The 21,342-nt window shown below is 73.9% G+C and carries 16 protein-coding genes; 10 read left to right on the plus strand and 6 right to left on the minus strand.

Annotation, left to right across the window (positions count from 1 at the left end; translation table 11 throughout):
* Positions 1 to 173: 173 nt before the first annotated feature.
* The 4 genes from P8A18_RS22640 to P8A18_RS22655 form a co-directional block, all read right to left on the minus strand.
* Positions 174 to 1,418 carry a helix-turn-helix domain-containing protein gene (locus P8A18_RS22640; RefSeq protein WP_306057094.1) on the minus strand — a complete coding sequence of 415 codons (1,245 nt, stop codon included), beginning with the start codon at positions 1,416 to 1,418 and terminating at the stop codon, positions 174 to 176.
* 289 nt (positions 1,419 to 1,707) lie between these two features.
* A complete protein-coding gene (locus tag P8A18_RS22645; protein WP_306057096.1) occupies positions 1,708 to 2,424 on the minus strand; it encodes a lytic polysaccharide monooxygenase in 717 nt (238 codons plus the stop codon).
* Positions 2,425 to 2,674: 250 nt separating this feature from the next.
* Entirely contained in the window at positions 2,675 to 5,563 is a 2,889-nt protein-coding gene (locus P8A18_RS22650) for an AAA family ATPase (protein ID WP_306057097.1), read from the minus strand.
* 200 nt (positions 5,564 to 5,763) lie between these two features.
* A complete protein-coding gene (locus P8A18_RS22655; RefSeq protein WP_306057099.1) occupies positions 5,764 to 7,941 on the minus strand; it encodes a M4 family metallopeptidase in 2,178 nt (725 codons plus the stop codon).
* 403 nt (positions 7,942 to 8,344) lie between these two features.
* Here P8A18_RS22655 and P8A18_RS22660 point away from each other — a divergent pair, with 403 nt between their 5' ends.
* From P8A18_RS22660 to P8A18_RS22685, 6 genes are all read left to right on the plus strand, one after another.
* Positions 8,345 to 8,671 carry a hypothetical protein gene (locus tag P8A18_RS22660; RefSeq protein ID WP_306057100.1) on the plus strand — a complete coding sequence of 109 codons (327 nt, stop codon included), beginning with the start codon at positions 8,345 to 8,347 and terminating at the stop codon, positions 8,669 to 8,671.
* 193 nt (positions 8,672 to 8,864) lie between these two features.
* Positions 8,865 to 9,617, plus strand: a complete 753-nt coding sequence (locus P8A18_RS22665; RefSeq protein WP_306057102.1) for a GntR family transcriptional regulator — start codon at positions 8,865 to 8,867, stop codon at positions 9,615 to 9,617.
* Between the two features lie 284 nt (positions 9,618 to 9,901).
* Entirely contained in the window at positions 9,902 to 10,084 is a 183-nt protein-coding gene (locus tag P8A18_RS22670; RefSeq protein ID WP_306057104.1) for an SPOR domain-containing protein, read from the plus strand.
* An 84-nt stretch (positions 10,085 to 10,168) separates the two neighbouring features.
* On the plus strand, positions 10,169 to 10,579 hold the full coding sequence (locus P8A18_RS22675) for a (deoxy)nucleoside triphosphate pyrophosphohydrolase (RefSeq protein ID WP_306057106.1): 411 nt from the start codon (positions 10,169 to 10,171) through the stop codon (positions 10,577 to 10,579).
* A gap of 356 nt (positions 10,580 to 10,935) precedes the next feature.
* Positions 10,936 to 11,364: an ATP-binding protein gene (locus P8A18_RS22680; protein WP_306061073.1), complete on the plus strand. Its 429-nt coding sequence runs from the start codon at positions 10,936 to 10,938 to the stop codon at positions 11,362 to 11,364.
* 193 nt (positions 11,365 to 11,557) lie between these two features.
* Positions 11,558 to 14,113 carry a SpoIIE family protein phosphatase gene (locus tag P8A18_RS22685; protein ID WP_306061074.1) on the plus strand — a complete coding sequence of 852 codons (2,556 nt, stop codon included), beginning with the start codon at positions 11,558 to 11,560 and terminating at the stop codon, positions 14,111 to 14,113.
* Positions 14,114 to 14,138: 25 nt separating this feature from the next.
* On the opposite strand, the gene P8A18_RS22690 is transcribed toward P8A18_RS22685, so the two are convergent.
* Positions 14,139 to 14,852, minus strand: coding sequence for a PspA/IM30 family protein (locus P8A18_RS22690; RefSeq protein ID WP_306061076.1), 714 nt, complete (start codon positions 14,850 to 14,852; stop codon positions 14,139 to 14,141).
* Between the two features lie 57 nt (positions 14,853 to 14,909).
* The gene (locus P8A18_RS22695; protein WP_306061078.1) at positions 14,910 to 17,030 is read right to left on the minus strand and encodes a TPM domain-containing protein; all 2,121 of its coding nucleotides are present in this window, start codon (positions 17,028 to 17,030) and stop codon (positions 14,910 to 14,912) included.
* A gap of 156 nt (positions 17,031 to 17,186) precedes the next feature.
* Here P8A18_RS22695 and P8A18_RS22700 point away from each other — a divergent pair, with 156 nt between their 5' ends.
* From P8A18_RS22700 to P8A18_RS22715, 4 genes are all read left to right on the plus strand, one after another.
* Positions 17,187 to 17,690 carry a MarR family winged helix-turn-helix transcriptional regulator gene (locus P8A18_RS22700; protein WP_371933705.1) on the plus strand — a complete coding sequence of 168 codons (504 nt, stop codon included), beginning with the start codon at positions 17,187 to 17,189 and terminating at the stop codon, positions 17,688 to 17,690.
* Positions 17,687 to 17,920: a hypothetical protein gene (locus P8A18_RS22705; protein WP_306057107.1), complete on the plus strand. Its 234-nt coding sequence runs from the start codon at positions 17,687 to 17,689 to the stop codon at positions 17,918 to 17,920. Before P8A18_RS22700 ends, P8A18_RS22705 begins: the two co-directional genes overlap by 4 nt.
* Positions 17,921 to 17,975: 55 nt before the next feature.
* Positions 17,976 to 18,527, plus strand: a complete 552-nt coding sequence (locus P8A18_RS22710; RefSeq protein ID WP_018550247.1) for an isochorismatase family protein — start codon at positions 17,976 to 17,978, stop codon at positions 18,525 to 18,527.
* Positions 18,528 to 18,756: 229 nt separating this feature from the next.
* Positions 18,757 to 21,147, plus strand: coding sequence for an ABC transporter family substrate-binding protein (locus P8A18_RS22715; RefSeq protein WP_306057109.1), 2,391 nt, complete (start codon positions 18,757 to 18,759; stop codon positions 21,145 to 21,147).
* The last annotated feature ends 195 nt before the right edge of the window (positions 21,148 to 21,342 follow it).

Consider the following 21,342-nt stretch of genomic DNA (forward strand, 5'->3'; position numbering starts at 1 on the left):
GGAGGAAGGTGCGCCGCCCCGCTCTCACTGATCGCTGGCGGGCCCGAGAGGCCGGAGCGCGGTGTGATGCGGTGGACGGGGATCAGGGGGTTGAGCAGAAGGGGGTGCCCGGCGGGCCGGGCAGCTTCCCTCGTGGTGTCGGCCGCCGGTACGGCCCGGTCGCGGAGCCGGTGTCAGTCCTGCGCGGGGGCGAGCACCCGGGCCAGCGCGGGCTGCAGATCGCGTACGGCCCGGCTGCTCCGGAACCGGTGGAGCTCCCGCGCGAGACGCCGGACGTCGCTGTTCACCGTGGCCGAGGGCACGGCCGGCATGACCCCGAGGAGTTCTCCGGCGATCGTGCACGCATGCTCGACCTCCCCGGAGGCCGCGTGGGCCAGGGACCTGCGGAAGCCGTACCGGGCACGGGTGCGCAGGGCGTGCGCAGGGAGACGGTGGCACTCCCGGTCGAGGATCTCGGCGGCGGCCTTCGGCCGGCCGAGATCGTGCAGGCACCAACCGGTCGTCATCGCCGCCGGATCGTTCACATGGGTGGTGCCGATCACGGGTCCCGCGCTGTCGCGGACGTCGTCACCCGCGAGCAGCTCCCGCGCCCTGTCGAGGCTGCGCAGGCAGTCGCGTTCCTCGCCGACGAGAGCGTGTCCCTGCGCCTCCCGCTGAGCCGCGAGTCCCCGGATGCGGGGCGGGAGGTCGTCGCGCTGCGCCCGGCGGGCCAGAGTGACGGTGGTCGCGGCGTCGCCGTCGTAGAGCGTGACCAGGGCGCGTCGCACGAGCGCGTACGAACCCAGGTACGGATCGCCCCCGGCGCGCGCCAGTTCGGCGGCCTCGCCGGTCCAGCCGAGCGCCGCGCCGGTGTCCCCGGCCTCCTGGGCCATCCAGCCGGTGAACTCCGCGAACCGCGAGGCGAGCAGGAGCGCGGGGGTGCGTGTGGCAGAGGGGCTGCCGGCGGCCAGCCCGGCGACCGTACGAGTCTGCGTCTCCAGGAGGGGAAGCAGCAGCTTCGGGGCGGTGGACTGGCCGAGTTGGCGAAGCTGGTCGAACTGCGCCCGGAAGGACAGAAGGAGAGGACCGGCGGCGGAGTGCGGCTGACCTCCGCCCTTGAGCCCGAGATCGATCAGCGACCCCGTGCCCGCCGCGAGGACCGCCCGGCGCCCGACCTGCCAGAGGCTCGGGGCAGGGGCTTCGGCCGTGTCCGGCGCGGAATCGGGGCGGGCGGCCAGGCGCTCCAGTTCGCCCTTCGCGCCGAGGAAGGCGTCGCATCGCCGGGCCAGTTCGGACGATGCCGTACGCCCGCCGCGCTCGACCTTGCTGAGGTGGCCCTTGTCGTAGTTGAGCGCCATGGCGAAGTCGGCCAGGGACAGCCCCGCCTCCTGCCGTAATCGGCGCAGTTCCGGGCCGAAGTGTGAAGGTGTGCTCGTCATCGGACTCCCCCTCGAACAGTGACCGTGAGAGCCGTGTGCCCTCACGGGGGACTTTCGTTCGACGTTCACCGGCGACGCGGAGACCGGCGGCGAACACCCTTGGTGAGGGGTTCGTTCCGCTCCGCATCCAAGAGCGAGTCTGGCACGAGGTGCGGTTCAGGGATCAAGATTTGGCAGGGTTGCCTGTTGCCTCTTCTGTCCGGCGAGGCGGGACGTGTCGCATGGCGAAGGCCCCTCCGCAGGAGTACCGCGCCCCCGCGGAGAGGCCGAACCGCTCACCTGTGTGGCGTCAGCAGACGCCGAGGTCCTCCCAGACGCCCCACTCGCCGGTGGTGCCGGGCTGGTCGCCCTGGACCCACCACTTGGCGCGCCAGGTGTGGCCGTTGTACGAGACGGTGTCGCCGCCGTTGTAGACGCGGCCGGCGTCCCAGGCCGCGGTGGCGCAGTCGCCCGGGTCGCCGTCGTCGCCGCCGCCGGGGTTCTCGCCGCCGCCGCCGATCTGGACGTCGATGCAGGCGTAGAACGCGTTGGCCGTGTCGGAGATGTTCCAGACGGCGAGGACCTTCTGGCGGCCGGAGAAGCTGCCGAAGTTCACGTGGTGGGTCTTGGTGGCGCCGGGCTGGGCGCCGTTGTCGTTGAACTCGGCGATCTTGGAGTTGCCGATGTAGTACTGCCAGGTGCTCGTGGCGTGGCGGGCCGTCAGGGTCCAGGAGAAGTCGGTCGAGCTGCCGACCGACGTGGCCTTCCAGCCCTTGTTGTCGTTGTCCAGCTCGGCGAACTGCGCGTTGCCGCCGCTGCAGCTCATGAGGCCCTTGGGGCCCTCGACGCTCTGCGGCTCGTACTTGATCTGGCCGCAGTCGACGACGCCCGAGGCGCACTGGGCCTGGCGGCTCGGCGGGTTGGAGACGTATCCGTGGGCACTGGCCGTGGCGGCCGGCAGGGCCACCGCGAGCAGGGGGGCGACTCCGGCACCGATCACGAGGGCCAGTCTTCGCTTCGCGTTCATGCCAACTCCTTCGCTGGGGACTGCCGCGGGGTGACGGCAGCGGTCGGACGCGCCCGCACCGGTGCGGCCTCGTGTGGGGAGTGCTGAACACGGTGAGGGCATGGGTGCGGCCGGTGGCGAGGGGGCGCCGCCCGCAGCCCTTCGCGCGCCGTCGGCCGCTTCCGCGACCGAGGCTCACCTTCAGGTCTAGACCATACTCATGGGCGTGTCCTCGTCAAGGGACTGCGCACCCAACTCCCCTGATCGCGACTCACGTTGCCGGGCGGGCCATGACGATTCGGGTGATCTCCACGCGCGACTTCGCGCCCAGCTTGCGATAGGCGCGGGTGAGCGCCGCCTCCACCGTCTTCACGCTGAGCGTCAGACCCGCCGCGATCTCCCGGTTCGTCGCGCCCTGCGCCACCCGCGTCACCACACTGCGCTCCGTCGAACTCAGCCGCTCCGGCCACGCGTTGCCCTCCAGGTGCGGGAACGACGCCTCCTCGCCCCGGTCCCGCTCCGTCCGTACACCCGCGACCCAGGCCCGCGCGCCCGCCGCCGTGAAGATGCGCAGCGCCTGGGCGAAGGCCGCGCGGGAAGCGCCCTCGTCACCGAGGCGGCGGCGGACGCGGCCGAGCGCCACATGGGCGCGGGCCTCCTCCAGGGGGTAGCCGGCCGCCCGCAGGCGCCCCGCCGCGTCCTCGTAGCCCGCGGCGGCCGCCCCGAGGCGACCGCGCTCCTCGGCGACCGTCGCCGCCGCCCGGTCCAGGGCGGCGAGGGTGCCGGTCCTGCCGAGCCGGGCGGCCTGGGCGCGGGCCCGGTCGCCGACCGACTCCGCCTCGTCCACCGCCCCGCTGCGGGCCAGCGCCTCGACGAGGTCGGCGTGCCAGCGGCGGGTCGCGGGGTCGCCCTGGCCCTGGGCGCTCTCCATCTCGGCGGTACGGCGCAGCAGCTGGGCGGCCTGCCCGTACTGGCCGCTGAACAGCCTGATCCGGCCCTCGGCGTGCAGCGCCCTGGGCAGGAACAGCCGGTCGTCGTCGTCCTCGCTGTGCCGCCTGGCCGCCTCCGCCGCCGCCAGGCCCTGGCTCAGGCTGCCGCCCGCGGTCTCGGCGAGGGCGACCGCGTACCAGGCGGGCCCCTGGCTCAGCCCCGCCCGTTCGGCGATCCGCAGGCTCTGACGGGCCATCGACAACCCCTGCCGGCAGCGCCCGCGCTGGATCTCCAGCTGGGCCAGGCCGATCAGGCACTGGCTCAGACAGTCCGCCGAACCGCGCTGACGCAGGGTGTACACGAGCGTCCGCAGCTCCGCCCGCGCCTCCTCCAGCTGGTCGTGCACCAGATGGAAGCGGTGCTTGAGATAGATCGGCCCGTTGTGGTGGCTCATCGCGTACGCGTCGTGGGGCGCGGCGAGTGCGGCGGTGAGCGTCGACTCCGCCTCGGGCAGGCCCAGGAAGAGTTCCAGGGCCGCCTGCTGGGTCAGCGCCAGCACCTCCGTGCGCCGGTCGCCCGCCCGCGCGGCGAGCCCGGCCGCCCGTGCGGCGTGGTCGCGCGCCCGCCGCGCCGAGCCGCCCACCATCCACGCGTGCCAGCTCATGCGGTAGTGCAGCGGGGCCAGCAGCCCGGGATCGCGCCCCGCGTCCCGTACCGCCTCGGGGAACACGTCCGCGACCTCCGACATCGCCTGGCCCGAGGAGTCCACCACCACGTTCCAGGCACGCACCCGGTCGGCGGGCCGGACCGCCTCCCGCAGCACCTCGTACGCCAGTTGCCGGGCGAAGCCGAAGTCGCCCGCGTCCAGCCCGTCCTCCGCGGCCGTGAGCCGGCGGCCGATGCCGGTGGGTGTCCCGTCGGCCGGGGTGTACTGCGCCGCGAGCCGCCCGAACCGGGCCGCCGTCCCCGGTGCGCCCCGGCGCCGGGCCGCGGCCGCCGCCTCGACCAGCCGGTCCGCCACCGCCGGGTCCGGGCCCGCCGTCAGCCGGGCGAGGTGATGGGCGCGCTCGACCGGGTCGTCGGCGGCCCCGGCCAGGGCGCGGTGCGCGTCCATCCGCAGCGCGTACGGGGCCCGCGCCGCCAGGACCAACGGCGTGAGCGGGTCGGGGAAGCCGAGCGTGCCGTGGTCCCGCGCCCGCAGCAGGCCGTGCCGTACGCAGGTGTCGACATCGGCGTCCGCGTACCGGCAGCCCGCCCGCCGCAGCAGCTCCACCGTCGGGCGGACGGCGGCGCTCGCGGTGAGCAGCATCTGCTGGGCCCGCGCCGGCAGCGCCTCCACCCGCTCCAGGAGCGGACGGCTCAGGGACTCGGGGACGGGCAGCGGCTCCGAGGAGTCGGGGAGGGGCGCGCCGGAGGAGACCGCCGCGTGGAGGGCGGCGGACAGTTCCAGGGCCGTACGGGGATTTCCCGCGCCGGCCTCGTGCAGGCGCGCGGTCAGCCGCGGCGGCCAGGGGCCCTCGCCGTGCGCGTCCAGCACTTCGGCGATCTCGCGGACGGTCAGGGGTTCGAGCGGCAGCGTACGGAGCGGCTGCGGGCACAGCTCCGGGGCCGTCGCACGGTCCGGCCGCGGGACCTCGTCGGACGGGGCGAGCGGCGTACGCAGGGCGGCGAGTACGGCGTACCCGGGCACGCTGCGGCGGGCGAGGAACAGCAGGACCCGGGCCGTCGGCTCGTCCAGCCACTGCGCGTCGTCGACGACCACCAGCAGGGGGCCGGTCCCGGCGAGCGCGGCCAGGACCTTGCGCACGGCGATGCGCAGGACCAGCGCGTCCCGGCCCGTGGTGGGGTCGGCTCCGGCGGGCGGCGTGCGGCGCAGGAGCGCGCCTTCGAGCAGGGCCCGTTCCTGGGCGGCCAGACCGGCCAGCGGGGCGTCGCCGGCCGTGGCCAGCAGGTCGATGAGGCCGAGGAAGGGGCTGTCCCGGTCGGACGAGGCCGGCGCACAGCGCAGGACGCGGTGCCCGCGCGCCGCGAACTCGTCGGCGAGTTGGGTCACCGTCGTGCTCCGGCCGATGCCCTCGGGGCCGGTGAGCAGGACACCGCCGCCGCCCTCCAGGTGGGCGCGGGCCGCGTGGCGCAGGGCGTCCCGGCCCGAGGTGCGGGAGCCCGGGGTGCGGGAGCCCGGGGTACGGGAGTCGGCGGTACGGAGACGGTCGGTTCTGGAGCGGGTCATCGGGGGCCCCTCTGCGCGCAGCCTTCTTCCCCGCTGCCCGTGCAGCAGGGCCCGCCCATGACCGACCGAATGTAGGGCCGGGCGGGGGCGGGGTCAACGGTGCACTCCCGGACGCGGGTTGACCGGTCACGGCGCGGCGGGGCACGCGCCGTGACCGGTGGTCCGGTGTCAGGTGCTCAGGTGCTCAGGTGCTCAGGGGGTCAGCAGGGGCCGCTGTCCGTCCAGACGGCCCAGGAGCCCGGGGCGCCCGGCTCCGCTCCGGTCGAGTACCACTGCGAGGTGTAGGTGTGGCCGTTGTAGGAGACCTGGTCGCCCGGCGTGTAGCCGGTGGTCGCGTTCCAGGCGGGCAGGTCGCCGCAGCCCTCGGGCGGGTTGCCGCCGCCCGTGACGGTCCAGGTGAAGGCCGCCGTGCCCGTGGCGCCGGCGGGGTTCTTCGCGGTGACGGTCACGGCGGAGGTGCCGGCGGTGGTCGGGGTGCCGGTGACGCGGCCGGTGGAGGAGCTGATCGACAGGCCCGCGGGCAGGCCGCTCGCGCTGTAGGTGAGGGCCTGGCCGCCCGGGTCGCTCGCCTGGATCTGCACGCTGACGGCGGTGCCGACGGCGCTCGTCTGGTTGCCGGGGTTGGTCACCGAAGGCGAACCGGGCTGGCTGCCGCAGGTGCCGGGGACCGGGTCCGCCCCGGTGACGCTGACCGCCGCCCAGGCCGCGTCGATGGTGTTGTACTCGGTGCAGTGGGCGCCGTAGAGGTCGGCCGCCGCCTTCAGCGAGTCGATGCGGGCCTGGTGGTAGTTCTCCCGGCTGTTGGCGTACGAGGCCAGCGCCTTGAACCAGATCTTGCCGGCCTTGTCGTTGCCGATCCCGTTGACCGTGGAGTTGTTGCAGGTCGGGCTGTTGCCGTAGCCGTGGTTGCCGCTGCCGACGGCCGCCAGGAAGAACCAGTGGTTCAGCGGGCCCATCGAGTAGTGCGGGTCGAGGCTGCCGTTGTTGCTGTTCCAGCAGTCGGGCGACGCGCCGTCCAGCGAGGGCTGGTTCATCCAGCGCAGCGGCTGGTTGTTGCCGCTGATGTTGATCAGCTCGCCCATGGTGTAGTCGGGCTTGTCGACCGGGCTGTTGGCGTAGAACTCCACCAGTGTGCCGAAGATGTCGCTGGTGCCCTCGTTCATCCCGCCGGTCTCACCGGTCTCGTCCCAGCCGGTGAGCGCGCCGCTCACGCCGTGCGCCATCTCGTGCCCGGCGACGTCGAGTTCGACCAGCGGGCGCTGGTTGCCCTGGCCGTCCCCGTACGTCATCTGGCTGCCGTCCCAGAAGGCGTTCACGTACGCGTTGCCGTAGTGGGTCCGCGAGGGCACGCCCCGGCCGTCGCCGAAGATGCCGTTGCGGCCGTGGGCGGTCTTGAAGTAGTCGAACGTCATCGCCGCCCCGTAGTGGGCGTCGGCGCCGGCCGACGCGGGGTCGCTCGCGGAGCCGTTGCCGAAGGTGCCGGTGGAGCTGGTGAAGACGGAACCGGTGCCGCTGGTCGCGTGGTTGAGGTTGGTCGTGTAGCCGTTGCCGTGCGACGGGTCCTGGAGGGCATACCCACCGCCGGTCTGCGTGACGTCGAGCGACACCTGCCCGCTGTAGATCGTGCGGCCGGTGCCCGCGGTGGCGGCGGCCACCGCGACGGCCGGGGCCTTCGCCGCGGTGGCCGTACGGGCCGGGGCGGCGTCACCGGCGGCCGCGAAGGTGCTCACCTCGTCGCTGGTGCGGACGACCTCGCCGGAGCGCGCGTCCACCAGGACGTGCAGCCGGCTCGGGGTCTGGTCGGCGCGCACCCCGCTGACCACGGTCTCCCAGACCAGGGTGGCGTCGTCGTCGTTCAGCTGGACGGCCAGACGCGGCGCGGAGACCGAGTCGACCGAGCCCCGGAACGCCTTCTTCGACAGCTGGGAGGCGCGGGGCGCGGTGAGCTCGGGGGTGGTGGACACCGCGGGCGTGGCCCGCGCCGCCGTGGTCAGCGACTCGTAGGCGCCGTCCTGCTTCAGCCGTACGACGACATCGCCGCCGTAGGCGGGCAGGCCCTTGTACGTCCGGTCGAACCGTACGGAGGCGGAGCCGTCCCGGTCGACCACCAGGTTCCGGACGGTGAAGGAGTCGGAGCCGCTGCGGTGGGCGGCCTGCCCGTGGGCCGCCAGGGCCTTCTTCGCGTCGGCCTCCACGTCCTTGCGGACGGCGGCCGAGGGCTGCGTCGTGTACGGGGCCGGGGCGAAGGCGTGGGGGCCCGCGGTCGGGGAGGGGACGGCGGGTGACGGGGCGGCCGTCGCCCCGGGCAGGGCGATGGCGGAGGCACACGCACAGGCCACAGTGGCCGTCAGAAGCCTCGCGGCTCTTCGTATGTACATAGGAACGGGGGTGTCCTTTCACCTCGTACAGGGGAGTCCGGCCGCCGGCCCGCGGGGTGTTGGGGGCGGTGGCGCGGTGGGCAGGTGCGGCGAACCGGCGGCGGCGCCCCGGTGGGGAGCGATGCCGACGCACGAGTGTGGGGAGACGGCCGGAGCGGCTGCCAGGCACTGCGCGAATGCTGAGGGGTTTCCCTACGCGCGGTCCCCCTGGCGTGAAGTCGCCTCGATTGGACTGGACCAAATATGGGCAACGCTCTTGTCAGCGCGCACACATGTGTGGAGGATCCTTCACGCGATCTCCGGAAGTGTCATGAATCTGACATGCGCGGTGTGTTCGGCGGATCGCGGCGGGTTCCGGTCACCGGACCCGTCGCTGGACCCATCAACGGACCCAAGGAGTCTCATGTTCGGGAAGCGCAGTGTGATCGGTACCGCGGCCGTTGCCATGGCCGCCGTCGGCGCGATGCTGACGTCGGCCCCCTCCGCCCAGGCGGCACCGGCCAACTGCACGGTCTCCTACGGGAGCGGTGCGGGCAGCACGATCTCCAGCCTGTGCACCGGAGGGACCGGGCACCACCGGATCCACGCGGTGCTCAACGCGCTGGACCCCCGGCTCCCGCAGCGCGTCGTCCTCGGCGACTGGGCCCCCGTGGGCCAGACCTCGGTCGCAGTCAACCCGTGGGGTTCGGGCTACATCCAGTCCATCTGGTCCGAGACCGTCGACTGGTGACCGCGCGCACGCACGGCTGAGGGGGCGGCCGCGCGCGGCCGCCCCCTCGGGGCCGGGCCCCCGGCCCCGTCCGCGGGATATGCGCAGGCCCGGCCAATGTCATCACTTCGAGTGAAACTCTGGCCTCTGCTTGCGGTCCGGAACCCACGGTTGCGACGCTGTCGCAGTCTGTCAACCTCTTGGGGAGTGGCCTGTGGCTTTCGGTGAGCGGCCCGCCTATCTGCGCGTGGCGAGCGATCTGAGGGAAAAGATCGTCAACGGTTCGCTGCCGCCGCATACGCGCCTGCCCTCACAGGCGCGCATTCGCGAGGAGTACGGGGTCTCGGACACCGTCGCGCTGGAGGCGCGCAAGGTCCTGATGGCCGAAGGGCTGGTCGAGGGCCGGTCCGGTTCCGGTACGTATGTGCGCGAGCGTCCGGTCCCGCGCATGATCGAGCGCTCCGGCTTCCGGCCCGACGCGGGCGCCGGCCCGTTCCGGCAGGAGCAGTCGGCGGAGGGGGCGCGGGGGACCTGGGAGTCGAGGAGCGAACAGGAGGGCGCGAGCCCCGAGATCGCCGCCCGGCTGGGCATCGAGCCGGGCGACCGGGTGATGCGTACGCGCTATGTGTTCCGGGAGGCCGGTGAGCCGATGATGCTCTCCACCTCCTGGGAGCCCCTCGCGGTCACGGGGCGCACGCCGGTGATGCTGCCGGAGGAGGGCCCGTTGGGCGGCTGCGGGGTGGTCGAGCGGATGGCCGCCATCGATGTCGTCGTGGACAACGTGGCCGAGCAGGTGGGCGCGCGGCCGGGGCTGGCGGAGGAGCTCCTGGCGCTGGGGGGTGTGCCGGGGCATGTGGTCATGGTGATCGAGCGGACCTTCTACGCCTCGGGCCGGCCCGTCGAGACCGCCGATGTGGTGGTGCCCGCCGACCGCTACCGGGTCGGATACCGGCTGCCCGTGAGGTGATCGCGGCCGGGCGGACGCCTGTGTCCGATTGTCATGTCCCGCTCCTATGCGCGGTGCCGTGGAGGGCGGTGGGGTTTCCGTGACGCCCTGGGGGCGCATCCAGTCGGATGCGCCCCCAGGGCGTCGATCCGTTCCTGGCCGGATTGGTGTCTCTTTGTGTAAAGACGCATGCGTTGAGTGAAGGTCAGGCGTACGCTCGGGCATATGCGTACTGCGGTTTCCTGGGGTTCCTTAGAAGCGTGCACGTCGTTCAGGGGAGGGGCGCGATGCTCGGGAGAAACACGATGAGCGACAGCGGTGCCGTGCTTCCTTGGCTGGTGGTCCGGCAGGATGACAACGGCAGCCGCTACCGCGTGGGCAGGTATGCCACGCAGGACGAGGCCCAGCGGACGGCCGACAAGTTGCAGGACCGGGGCCACGAGCAGCTCTACTGGGTGGAACGCGTCGGTCAGGCCGCCCGGCCGTAGTGCGCCGGTGCTCCGCGCCGGGGGGAATCCAGCCGTTCGTGGGCTTTTTCAGGGGCCCGAGGGCGGGGTATTACGCTCCCCGGCATGACTGATCGCGTGGTGGTGGCCGGGGCCGTCTACGACCGGGGGCGGCTGCTGGCCGCGCGCCGCAGCGCGCCGCCCGAGCTGGCCGGCCGCTGGGAGCTGCCCGGCGGCAAGGTCGAGCCGGGGGAGAGCGGCGAGCAGGCCCTCGTGCGCGAACTCCGCGAGGAGCTGGGCGTCGAGACGGAGCCCCTGGAGCGCATCCCGGGAGAATGGCCGCTGCCGCGCGGCTACGTCCTGCGCGTGTGGACGGCCCGGCTGGTGTCCGGCGTGCCCGCGCCCTTGCAGGACCACGACGAGCTGCGCTGGCTGGGGCCCGGCGAGAGCGGCACGGTCGACTGGCTGGAGCAGGATCTGTCCGCCGTCGCGGAAGCCGTGCGCCGGCTGCCCGGCGGCGGAGGCGTCGCGCGCTGACCGCGTCGCGCGCTGAACCGGTCGCGCGCTGACCGCTTCGCGCGCTGACCGCTTCGCGCGCTGACCGGTCGCGTGCTGACCGCCCGGCGACCGGGGGAGTCCGTGCGGCCGGCCGCCCGGTGGCGCTCCGCGCTGAGCGCGGGGGCGCGGGACGCGGCGCACGCCCCCGGGCGGAGCGACCGGGGCGCGGTGTGCGGCGCCGCATGTGTGCGCCCCCGCTTCCCGGGCACCTGTACGTGCGCACTGCCGTACACCCGTACGCCCCGCGTGTCGAGGGCAGCGGTATTTGGACATGAATATCGGGTATGTGCTGTTCAGCCCCCGCATGCAGGGCGTTTCCGTTGCAGGCCCTGGGAGTGATCGGTGTGACCGATACCGAAGGCGACCGCGCCGAGTGGAGCTTTCCGGCTGTCCCCGGCGCCGTGCGTACCGCCCGGCACGCCGTTCATGACGCGCTGCGCTGCTGGGGGCTCGACACCGCCGTCGGCGACGAGGCGGTTCTGCTGGTCAGCGAGCTGGTGACCAACTCCCTGCGCTATACGGACGGGCCCATCGGGGTGCGCCTCATGCGCCCTCACCCCGACGGCGCCCACCCCTGCGCCCACCCCGGTCTCCTGGTGGAAGTCTCCGATCCGCTTCCGGATCCGCCCACCGAACGCGCGCCCGGACCGGAGGACGAGAGCGGCAGAGGGCTCCAGCTCGTGGCCTGCGCGGCCCGGCGCTGGGGGACCAGACGGGGAAAGAGCGGCAAGACGGTGTGGTTCGAGCTGGCCCTGCCTGGTTAGGAGTGAGGTGGGACGCACAGCGATCACCGGAGGTCGGGCAGAACCTGGCTGAAAGGGACTGAGACCGTGCTGTGATCGTGAACGCCGTGCCGGACGGGGCCGTAGTGCTGAATACTGCGGGCATGACCGGTCCGGTGTGTGAGCTGGAGGGGACGGTCGCGTGAGCGAAATACCTGGGACAGCGGGCGACGTCGTGTGGCAGAGCAGTCCGCCCGGCTCGATCTACGACTACATCAGAGTCGCCTCCTTCTCGATCGGGCCCGACGGCCTGATCGAGCAGTGGAGCCGCCGGGCCGCCGGTCTCTTCGGCGTTGCCGCTCACCAGGCGGTGGGCAAGGACCCGGTCGAGGCGTTCCTGCCCGGGGAGGTGCGCCGCGAGGGCCGCCGCCGGGTCGGCGAGGTGCTCGACGGCAAGGAGTGGACGGGCCTCGTCCCCTTCCGGATGCCGGGCGAGGACGGAGTGCACGGGCTCGCCGAGATCTACGTGATGCCCAGTGAGACCGCCACCGGCGAGCGCGCCGCGGTCTGCATTGTCGTGGACGTCCGCGCACTGCGCCGGATCGAGACGGATCTCGCCGCCTCGCAGGCGATATTCGGCCAATCTCCTTTCGGCTTCGTCCTCTTCGGCACCGACCTCACCGTCGTACGGGCCAACGAGCGGTTCGCCACCGTCTTCGGCGGCCGGGCCGACGACCACCGCGGCCGCACCGTCGGCGACTACCTCTCGGGCGCGGAGGCGGACCGCCTGACGGCCACGCTCGAAAGGGTCCTGGAGACGGGCAACTCCGTCACCGACCTCCAGCTCGTCGGCATGGCCCCGGGCGACACCGAGCGCCGCCACTGGTCGATGAACCTCTACCGGGTGCACAGCGGATCGGGCCGCCCCATCGGCATCGCCGGACTCGCCACCGACGTGACCCGGCGTCACATGGCCGCCAGGGAAGCCGCCAGCGCCCGCCGCAACCTCGCCCTGCTCAACGAGGCGAGCGCCCGCATCGGCAACTCCCTGGACCTGGAGACCACCGCCCGCGAGCTCCTCGACGTCGCGGTCCCCGTCTTCTGCGACCTCGCGTCCGTCGACCTCTACCAGGCGCTCCTGACCGGCGACGAGGCCGCGCCCGGCAGCTGGAGCCCACTGCCGCGGGAGGCGGTCGGCGGCTCCGCCGAGCTGCGCCGCGTCGCCTTCGCCAGCGCCGTTTCGGACGCCCTGCCCGCCGCATCCGACTCCGGACCGCCGGGCGGCCCCGACGGGCCCCCCGCCCTCGGAGCCGTGCACCGCTACCCCTTCGGCTCGCCCTGCGCCGTCGCCCTGCGCACCGGCCGGGTGGAGGACGTCCCGGCCGACGACCGGGGTTTCGTACAGTCCACGCTCGCCGTGCCGATGGTCGCCCACGACACCGTGGTGGGCCTGGTGCGGTTCTCCCGTACGAAGGGGAGCGAGCCGTTCGACGACCGGGACCGGGCCCTGGCCACCGAGCTGGCCGCCCGCGCCGCCGTCTGTATCGACAACGCCCGCCTCTACCGCCGCGAGCACGAACGCGCCCTGATCCTCCAGCGCAGCCTGCTCCCCCCGGGCGACCCCGAGGCCGCCGGGCTCGACATCGCCTGCCGCTACCTGCCGGGCAACACCGCCACCGAGGTGGGCGGCGACTGGTTCGACGTGATCGAGCTGCCCGGCCACCGCACCGCCCTCGTCGTCGGCGACGTGATGGGCCGCGGGCTGCGCGCCGCCGTGGCCATGGGCGAACTGCGCACCGCCGTACGCACACTGGCCCTGCTCGACCTGGAGCCCGCCGAGGTGCTCTCCGCGCTCGACGAGGTCGCCCGGGGACTCGGCACACCCGGCGGCGCTTCCCCGTCCGGCGGCGGCGGGGGCGCCCAGTGGCCCGCGCGGGCCGCGCGCAAGTCCCGCGAGGCCGACCTCTCCGAGGTGTACCTCGCGACCTGCGTCTACGCCGTCTACGACCCGGTCACCCGGCGCTGCACCTTCGCCAACGCCGGCCATCTGCCGCCCGTCGTAGTCGAGCCGGGCGAGGACGCGCTGCTCCTGGACGTACCGCCCGGGATGCCGCTCGGCGTCGGCGGCGAACCCTTCGAGGAGGTCGAGGTCGAGCTCAAGGAGGGCGCCCTGCTCGCCCTCTACACCGACGGCCTCGTCGAGTCGCGCGACCACCCGCTGGACGAGGGCCTGGCCGCGCTCCGCGCCGCCCTGGTCGAACCGGAACGCCCCCTTGAAGACGTCTGCGACCGCGTACTGACCTCGCTGGACACCCGGCACGGCGAGGACGACATCGCGCTGCTGATGGCCCGGATCCAGGGCCTGCCCACCGAGGCCGTCGGCGACTGGCGGCTGCCCCGCGAACTCCGCTCGGTCGGCCGCGCCCGCGAACTGGCCCGCGGCCAGCTGACCGAATGGGGCCTGGAAGAGCTGGTCGACACCACCGAACTCCTGGTCAGCGAGCTGGTCACCAACGCCCTGCGCTACGGCGAGGGGGAGATCAGGCTCCGGCTGCTGCGCGACCGCACCCTGGTCTGCGAGGTGTGGGACGCCGGTCTGGTCCAGCCCCGGCGCCGGCGCGCCCGCGACACGGACGAGGGCGGGCGCGGCCTCCAGCTCGTCGGGCTCCTCAGCGCGGCGTGGGGGGCGAGGCGGACCCCGCGCGGCAAGACCGTCTGGTTCGAACTGCCGCTGCCCGACGGCCGGCCGCCCGCCGAGCGGTCGGTGGAGGAACTGCTCAGCATGTTCTGAGCCCGGCCCGGTCCGCGGGCGGGGCTCACTTCGTGGTCTTCAGCGCGGCGAGGCGGGCCTCCACCTCGGCGCTGTCGCCCAGCGCGTCCAACTGCTCGAACTGGGCGTCCAGCGAGGAGGCGGCCAGCTCCTGCTTGCCGAGCGCCCGCGCCTCCTCGCGCCGCACCTTGTCCTCGAACCGGCTGAGCTCGCTCGTCGGGTCGAGGACATTGATGTTCTTGACGGAGTCCATCATCCGGTTCTGCGCCTGCGCGGACTTGGCGCGTGCCACCAGCTCGTCCCGCTTGGCCTTCAGCTCCGACAGCTTCGCCCTCATCTGGTCCAGGCCCGTCTTGAGCTTGTCGACCACCTCGTTCTGCGCGGCGATGGTCGGCTCGGCGGTCCTCGCCTCCTTCTCCGACTGGAGCTGGCGGCCTAGCGCCACCTTGGCCAGGTTGTCGAACTTGTCGGCCTCGGGGCCCGATCCGCCCGCCCGCAGCTCGTCGGCCTTCCGGCTGGCGGCGAGCGCCTTGCCGCCCCACTCCCTCGCCGCCTCGACGTCCTCGACATGGTCCTGCTCCATCAGGCGCAGGTTGCCGATGGTGGCGGCCACGGACTGCTCGGCCTCCGCGATGTTGGAGGTGTAGTCGCGGATCAGCTGGTCCAGCATCTTCTGCGGGTCCTCGGCCTGGTCGAGCAGGGCGTTGATGTTGGCCTTCGCCAGCTGGGTCACGCGTCCGAGAATGGTCTGCTTGCTAATGGCACCTCTCCTGTGTGTCCGGTCCTGCTGCTCGGTCGGGTCGGGGCGTACGGGCGTTCAGAAGCGGCCGCCTCCGCCGCGCCGGCCCCGGGTGCCTCCGCCGCCGAAGCTCCCCGGCCCGCCGCCCCCGCCGAAGCCGCCTCCGAAACCTCCGCCGCCGAAGCCGCCCCCGCCGAATCCGCCGCCCCGGCGGCCGCCTCCGCCCAGGAGCCCGCCGAGCAGGATGCCGCCGAGGACCGCGCCGCCCATGCCGCCGCCTCCGCCCGCCATGCCGCCCGGACCGCCGCCGTATCCCCGTACGTCCTGCTCGGCCAGGCCGCGTGCCTCGCCGGCCAGCGCGTCCGCCCGCTGCGCCTCGGCCAGCGCGGCCTGCGGGTCGCCGGCGCCGGCCAGTTCGCGGGCCCGCTCCAGCCGGCGCTGCGCCTCCGCGAGCCGGGTCCTGGCCCGGCTGCCGACCGCGCCCCGGTTCGTGGTGATGAAGTCGGCGGCGGCGCCCACCGCCGAGCGCGCGGTGAGCATCGCCTGGTCGAGCAGCGAGCGGGCCCGCACGTCGCCCTGTTCCCGCTCGCGCGCACCGGCCAGCGCCTCGTCCAGTGCCGCGTCCGCCTCCTCGACCCGGCGCAGCGCGCCGATCGGGTCGTACCGGCCGGCGCCCTGTTCCCCGCGCACATCACCGGCCACCGACCGTGCGCGGGCGATCCGGCCCCGCAGGTCCGCCGTGGACGCCCCCGGCGCCGTGCCTTCGAGCAGCCCGTCCGCGTCCGCGAGGTCCGTCTCCATCTCGGTCAGCGCGGCCGGCAGCTTCCGCGCCGCCTCGTCCAGCTCCCGGGCGCGCCGCTCGACGCCGTCGACGAGGGTGCCGGCCTGGCCGATGGCACCCTCGGTGGCCCGTACGTAGACGGCCGCGGCCGAGTGGTCGCCGCCGTCCACCGCCTGCCGGGCCCGGTTGAGCGAGGAGGTGGCGAAGACCAGCCGGTCCTTGGCCTGCTCGACGTCGCCCGCGACGGGGGCCGACGCCCCGTCCGCGTACCGTTCGCGCATCGAGGCGAGCGCCGCCTCGGCCGCCGAGACCCGGCCGGTCAGCTCGCGGAACGCGGTCTCGGCGGCGGCGAGGGCCTGCGGGGCGTCGCGTTCCAGCTCGCGCAGCCGGTCGAAGTCCTCGGAGACCGCGTCCAGCCGGCCGTCCGCGTCCGCGCAGCGGCTGATGATCTCGTCCAGCATCCGCCTGCGGGTCGTGTCGTCCTCCGGGAAGGCGTCGTCGAGCTGCTGGCGCAGCCGGAACGCGGCCGTCAGCTCGCCCTTGGCGTAGGCCACCGCCTCGGTGAAGGGCGCGGCGGCCTCTTCCCCGAACTGGGCGGTGGCGAACCCGAGTTCCTCCTCGCTCGTGCGCACCGCGTCGTCGGTGGCGACGAGCGTCTCCTTGGCCTGGGCGTCGAGTTCGGGCAGCGGGGCGGGCGGCGGCCCGGCCCCGCCCCGTCCCGGGCCCGCCGGTCCCCAGCCCGTGGCGCCGGGCGTCGTACGGGTGGTGGCGCGCCTCTTGCGCCGGAGGAAGGCGTACGCGGCGACGACCGCGATGGCGCCGACGAGGACGACCGGCAGGAGGAGGTCGCCGGTGCCGGTCCCGCCGGAGCCCGCGCCGGGGTCGTCGGCGCCCGGCTTGATCGTGGGGGTGGGCACGGCCTCGCCGGACAGGACGGCCGTGTATCCGTCGGCGGCCCCGATCGCGGCGCCCGCCCAGTCGTGCTGCCTGAGCGCCGGCTCGACGGCGGTGTTCGCCACGTCCCGGAGCTGCGCGTCGGTGAGGCGGGAGTCCTGGTCGACGGAGTAGGCGTACTGCCGGTCGTGGGTGGCGACGGCCAGCAGGACGTCGTCGCGGCCGAGTCCGTTGCGGTCGGCCGTCTCGTCGGCCCAGTCCTGCGGGGAGCGCCCGGAGAAGTCACGGACGTACGCCACGAAGAGCTGGACGCGGTGCTTGTCGTAGAGCCGGTCGAGCGCCGTGACCACCTGGGGCCCGCGGTGGCCGAGCGCGCCCACCCTGTCGGTGATCTGCCCGTCGCGGGAGAGCGTGATCGGTCCGTCGGCGCGTGCGGACGGGGCGGGGGTCAGGGCCAGCCAGCACACCGTCAGCAGCACGGCGAGCAGCGCCCGGCCCGGTATGAGAATCCGGGTACGGCTCACAGGCGGCGTCACGTTTGTGAGGCTATGTCCACCTTCGAGGGGTCGCGACCCGGCGGTGACTGGCTTTGGGCGGTGCGGCGGCCGGTGTGGCAGCGGGTCGTCGGAGAATGACAGGTTGCCTTGCAAGGTGGCCTGTCCATCTTCTACGGTGCATGTATGACGCAAGCACCCGGGGGCCCGGCGGAAGGGCCTCGCGCCGATCCCGCCGCCAGTCCCTCCGTCGATGCCTCGGTCGATCCCTCGGCCGAGGAGGTGGCGAACCAGCTGGCCTCCGTGGTCGGCCGGCTGCTGCGGCGGCTGCGTTCCTCGTCGTCGCAGTCCCCGCTGACGCCGACCCAGCGCTCGGTGCTGGCCCGGCTGGACGACGGAGGAGCCGCGACCACGGCGGATCTGGCGCGTGCGGAGTTCGTACGCCCCCAGTCCATGCGGCTGACCCTGGGCGCGCTGGAGGGGCAGGGGCTCGTGGAGCGGGCGCCGGACCCTGCCGACGGGCGTAAATCGGTCATGTCGATCACGGACGCCGGGCGTACCGCGCTCGCCGAGGTCCGGGCCGCCAAGCGGAACTGGCTGGCCGAGGCCGTCGCCGCCGAACTCGACGGGCACGAGCGGCGCACGGTCGCGGAGGCCGCCGCCCTCATCGAGCGCCTGGTCGGTTCGTGACCGTTCGCGACGTGCTTCCCGCGGGGATACACACGGCCGTCCGCCCACGGCGTACGGCACCCGCTGCCCGGCTCACCACCCCGCCGCTGCCCGAGTCGGCCCGGATCGGGCGCGTCGACCCGCGTCCCGTGCCCGCCCGGCCCTCCCTCGCGCCGTTCACCGCCGCCGTACCGGGCGCCCTGCTGACCATCCTCACCCTCACCGACCGCGCCCCGCGCGGCCGCACCTGATCCCGCGCCGGCCCGTCCGGCCCGCGCGACCCCATCCATCCCGAGGAGCACCACCATGACCGCCACCGTTCTCGACCCGAACACCGCGTTGATCGTCGTCGACCTCCAGAAGGGCATCACCGGCCTGCCCGGCGCCCACCCCACCGCCGAGGTCGTCGCCCGCGCCGCGACCCTCGCCGACGCCTTCCGGGCCAAGGGCCTCCCGGTCGTCCTGGTCCGCGTCACCGGGGGCGCCCCCGGCCGCACCGAGGGCCCCGCCCGCTCCGGCAAGCCGGCCGCCGACTGGGCGGAGATCGTCCCGGAGCTGGGCCCGCGCGAGGGCGACATCGTCGTCACCAAGCAGCAGTGGGGCGCCTTCTACGGCACCGACCTCGACCTCCAGCTGCGCCGCCGGGGCGTCACCCAGGTCGTGGTGGCCGGAATCGCGACCAGCATCGGCGTCGAGTCCACGGCCCGCTCGGCCCACGAGCACGGCTACCACGTCACCCTCGCCACGGACGCCATGACCGACATGAGCGCCGAGGCCCATGACAACAGCGTCCAGCGGATCTTCCCGCGTCTCGGCGAGACCGGCACCACGGAGGAGATCGTCAAGCTCCTGGGCTGAGCGGCGGGCCCACACCCATGCGGCGGAGCGCCGTGGCCGGCCGGGTCGCGGCGCTCCGCCGCATGGGTGAGCTTTCGGGCGGACGCGCCGTGTCGGCACCACTTTCCCGCGCGGAGCCACCTTCAGTGGAGGGGCGGAATCAGTGTGATCAACTGCAAATGCCACCAAACACGCAGAATCCGGCCCCTTCGGCTGCGGGCGGGCCGGGCCGTCCCCGGAGGTAACAGCCATGTCCCACGTCGGCGTCCCGCGCGGGACGGCCCGCAAGCGCTCGCTCGCCCTCCTCACCACGGGCGTGCTCACGATCCCCGCCCTGGCCGGATGCAGCTCCAGCGGTGAGGAGACACCCGCCGCCGTCGTCGTCCCCCAGGACGTGGCCCCCGCCGCCCGCTCGCAGATCGCCGAAGGCGGCAAGGTCACCTGGGCGATCGACGCGATGCCCGCCACCCTCAACGCCTTCCAGGCGGACGCAGACAGCGCCACCACCCGGATCACCGGAGCCCTGCTGCCGACGCTCTTCCCGCTCGACTCCAAGGGCATGCCGCAACTGAACCCGGACTACCTGGAATCCGCGAAGGTCGTCGAGCGCGAGCCCCGGCAGGTCGTCGTCTACCGGCTCAACCAGCAGGCGGTCTGGAGCGACGGCCGCGAGATCGGGGCGCCGGACTTCGTCGCCCAGTGGCGCGCGCTGAGCGGCAAGGACTCCGCGTTCTGGACCGCCCGCAACGCCGGGTACGAGCGCATCCAGAAGATCGAACGCGGCGCCGACGACCTGGAGGTCAAGGTCACCTTCGCCAAGCCGTACGCGGACTGGCGCTCGCTGTTCTCCCCGCTGTACCCGAAGCAGGTGACCGGCTCCCCGGACGCCTTCAACGACGGAGCCCGGACCACCGTCAAGGCGACCGCGGGACCGTTCCGGCTGCGCGAGGTGGACAAGAAGACCGGGTCCGTCACGCTCACCCGCAACCCGCGCTGGTGGGGCAGCCCGGCCAAGCTCGACTCGCTGGTCTTCAAGGCGGTCAAGCCCGAGGACCGCACCGACGCGCTGGCCGAGGGCACCATCGACGTCGCCGACATCGACGCGACCTCCGCCCACCGCATCGCCCAGGCCGCCCGCGAGGGCGCCGGCGGCGCACAGCCCGCCGCCGGACCGGGCGCCGAACTGACCCCGGCCGCCGCGCTGCGCTCCTGGGCGGTCGCGCACGGCTCCGACGAGGAGGCGGCCGAGGAGGAGCAGGAGGCCAGGGACGACAAGGCCAAGGCCGCCGAGGCGTACGCCACCGAGCAGAGCGGGCTGCGCGCCTACGCCGTCCGCAAGGCGCTGGAGCCCGCCTACACCCAGCTCGCGCTCAACGGCGAGACCGGGCCGCTCGCCGACGACCGGGTGCGCCGGGCCGTGGCCCGCGCCCTGGACCGCCAGGAGCTCGCCGACACCGTTCTCAAGCCGCTCGGCCTGCCCGCGCAGCCGCTCGGCAGCCACCTCGCCCTCGCCGGGCAGCCCGCGTACAAGGACGGCAGCCAGGCGCTCGGCGGCCACGACACCGAGCAGGCCCAGGCGCTGCTCGCCGACGCGGGCTGGACGCGCGAGGGAGCTCTCAAGAAGAGCGACGGCACCAAGGCCGGCAGCGAGGGCGAGAAGCAGCAGAAGGACGCGGCGGAGAAGAAGGCCGAGGAGAAGAAGGCAGGGGAAGAGGACAAGGCCGGGGAGAAGACGGCAGGGGAGAAGGAGGACAAGGCGGCGGAGAAGAAGGCCGGGGACGACGGCAAGGCGAGCCGCGCCGCCGCGGGCGAGCCCTCCGCCGGCGACGGCCTCTACATCGTCGGCGACGACAACAAGCCCGGCGCCGCCCCCGTCATCGCGCCCGCCCCCGCCGCCGCCGCGCAGAGCGCCGCCCTGCTGCGCCAGGCCGGACACCTCGGGAACACGGGCGCGTCCGAGGACGCCCGGGACGTGGTCCTGGCCCAGGACCGGCAGCCCGGTGGCGCGGCCGGCGCCTACGCCCCGGCCGGCACCGCGGCCCCGGCCCAGGCGCCCGACGTGGCCCGCGGACCGCTCGGCAAGAACGGCAAGCCGCTGAGCCTGCGCTTCGTCCTGCCCTCCGGGCCCGGCTCCGCCGGTCTGCGCAGCGTCGGGGAGAAGATCGCGGCCATGCTCGACACGATCGGCATCCGCACGGTGATCACCAAGGTGTCCGACGAGAGCTACTTCCGCGACCACGTCGCGTCCGGCGACTACGACATGGCCCTGTACTCCTGGCCCGCCAGCGCCTACCCGGCCACCGACGACCGCCCGATCTTCGCCAAGCCGGTGCCCGCGAGCGACGGTTCGCTGCTGGTCGAGCAGAACTACACCCGCGTCGGCACGGACCACATCGACCAGCTCTTCGACCAGGCGGTCTCGGAGCTGGACGAGAAGACGGCCCGTGACCTGATGAAGCAGGCGGACGCCCGGATCTGGGCCGCCGCCGGGTCCATTCCCCTCTTCCAGCGCCCCCAGCTCGTCGCGGCCGACCGGAAGCTCGTGAACGTCGGGGCCTTCGGTTTCGGGGTGCCGCATTACCAGGACATCGGGTACAAGGCCCCTCGGGCCGCGGGCGCGCCGGCCCACGGCAAGAAGTAGCAGGTCGGAGCCGGACCGGAAGGATCGCAAGCAGCTCAACGGCCTTGCCCGCCAACCCACCGGCGGGCAGGGCCGTGCCCATTCCACCGACCCGGGAAACCTGCCGGGGAAGCCGCAGCGGCGGCTGCCCCGTAACATGGGACTAGCCGTGGCGTGTCCGCCCGGCGGGCGTACGAGGACTCAAGACCGACTAAG

This window comes from Streptomyces sp. Mut1, from assembly GCF_030719295.1.
GTDB lineage: Bacteria > Actinomycetota > Actinomycetes > Streptomycetales > Streptomycetaceae > Streptomyces > Streptomyces castrisilvae.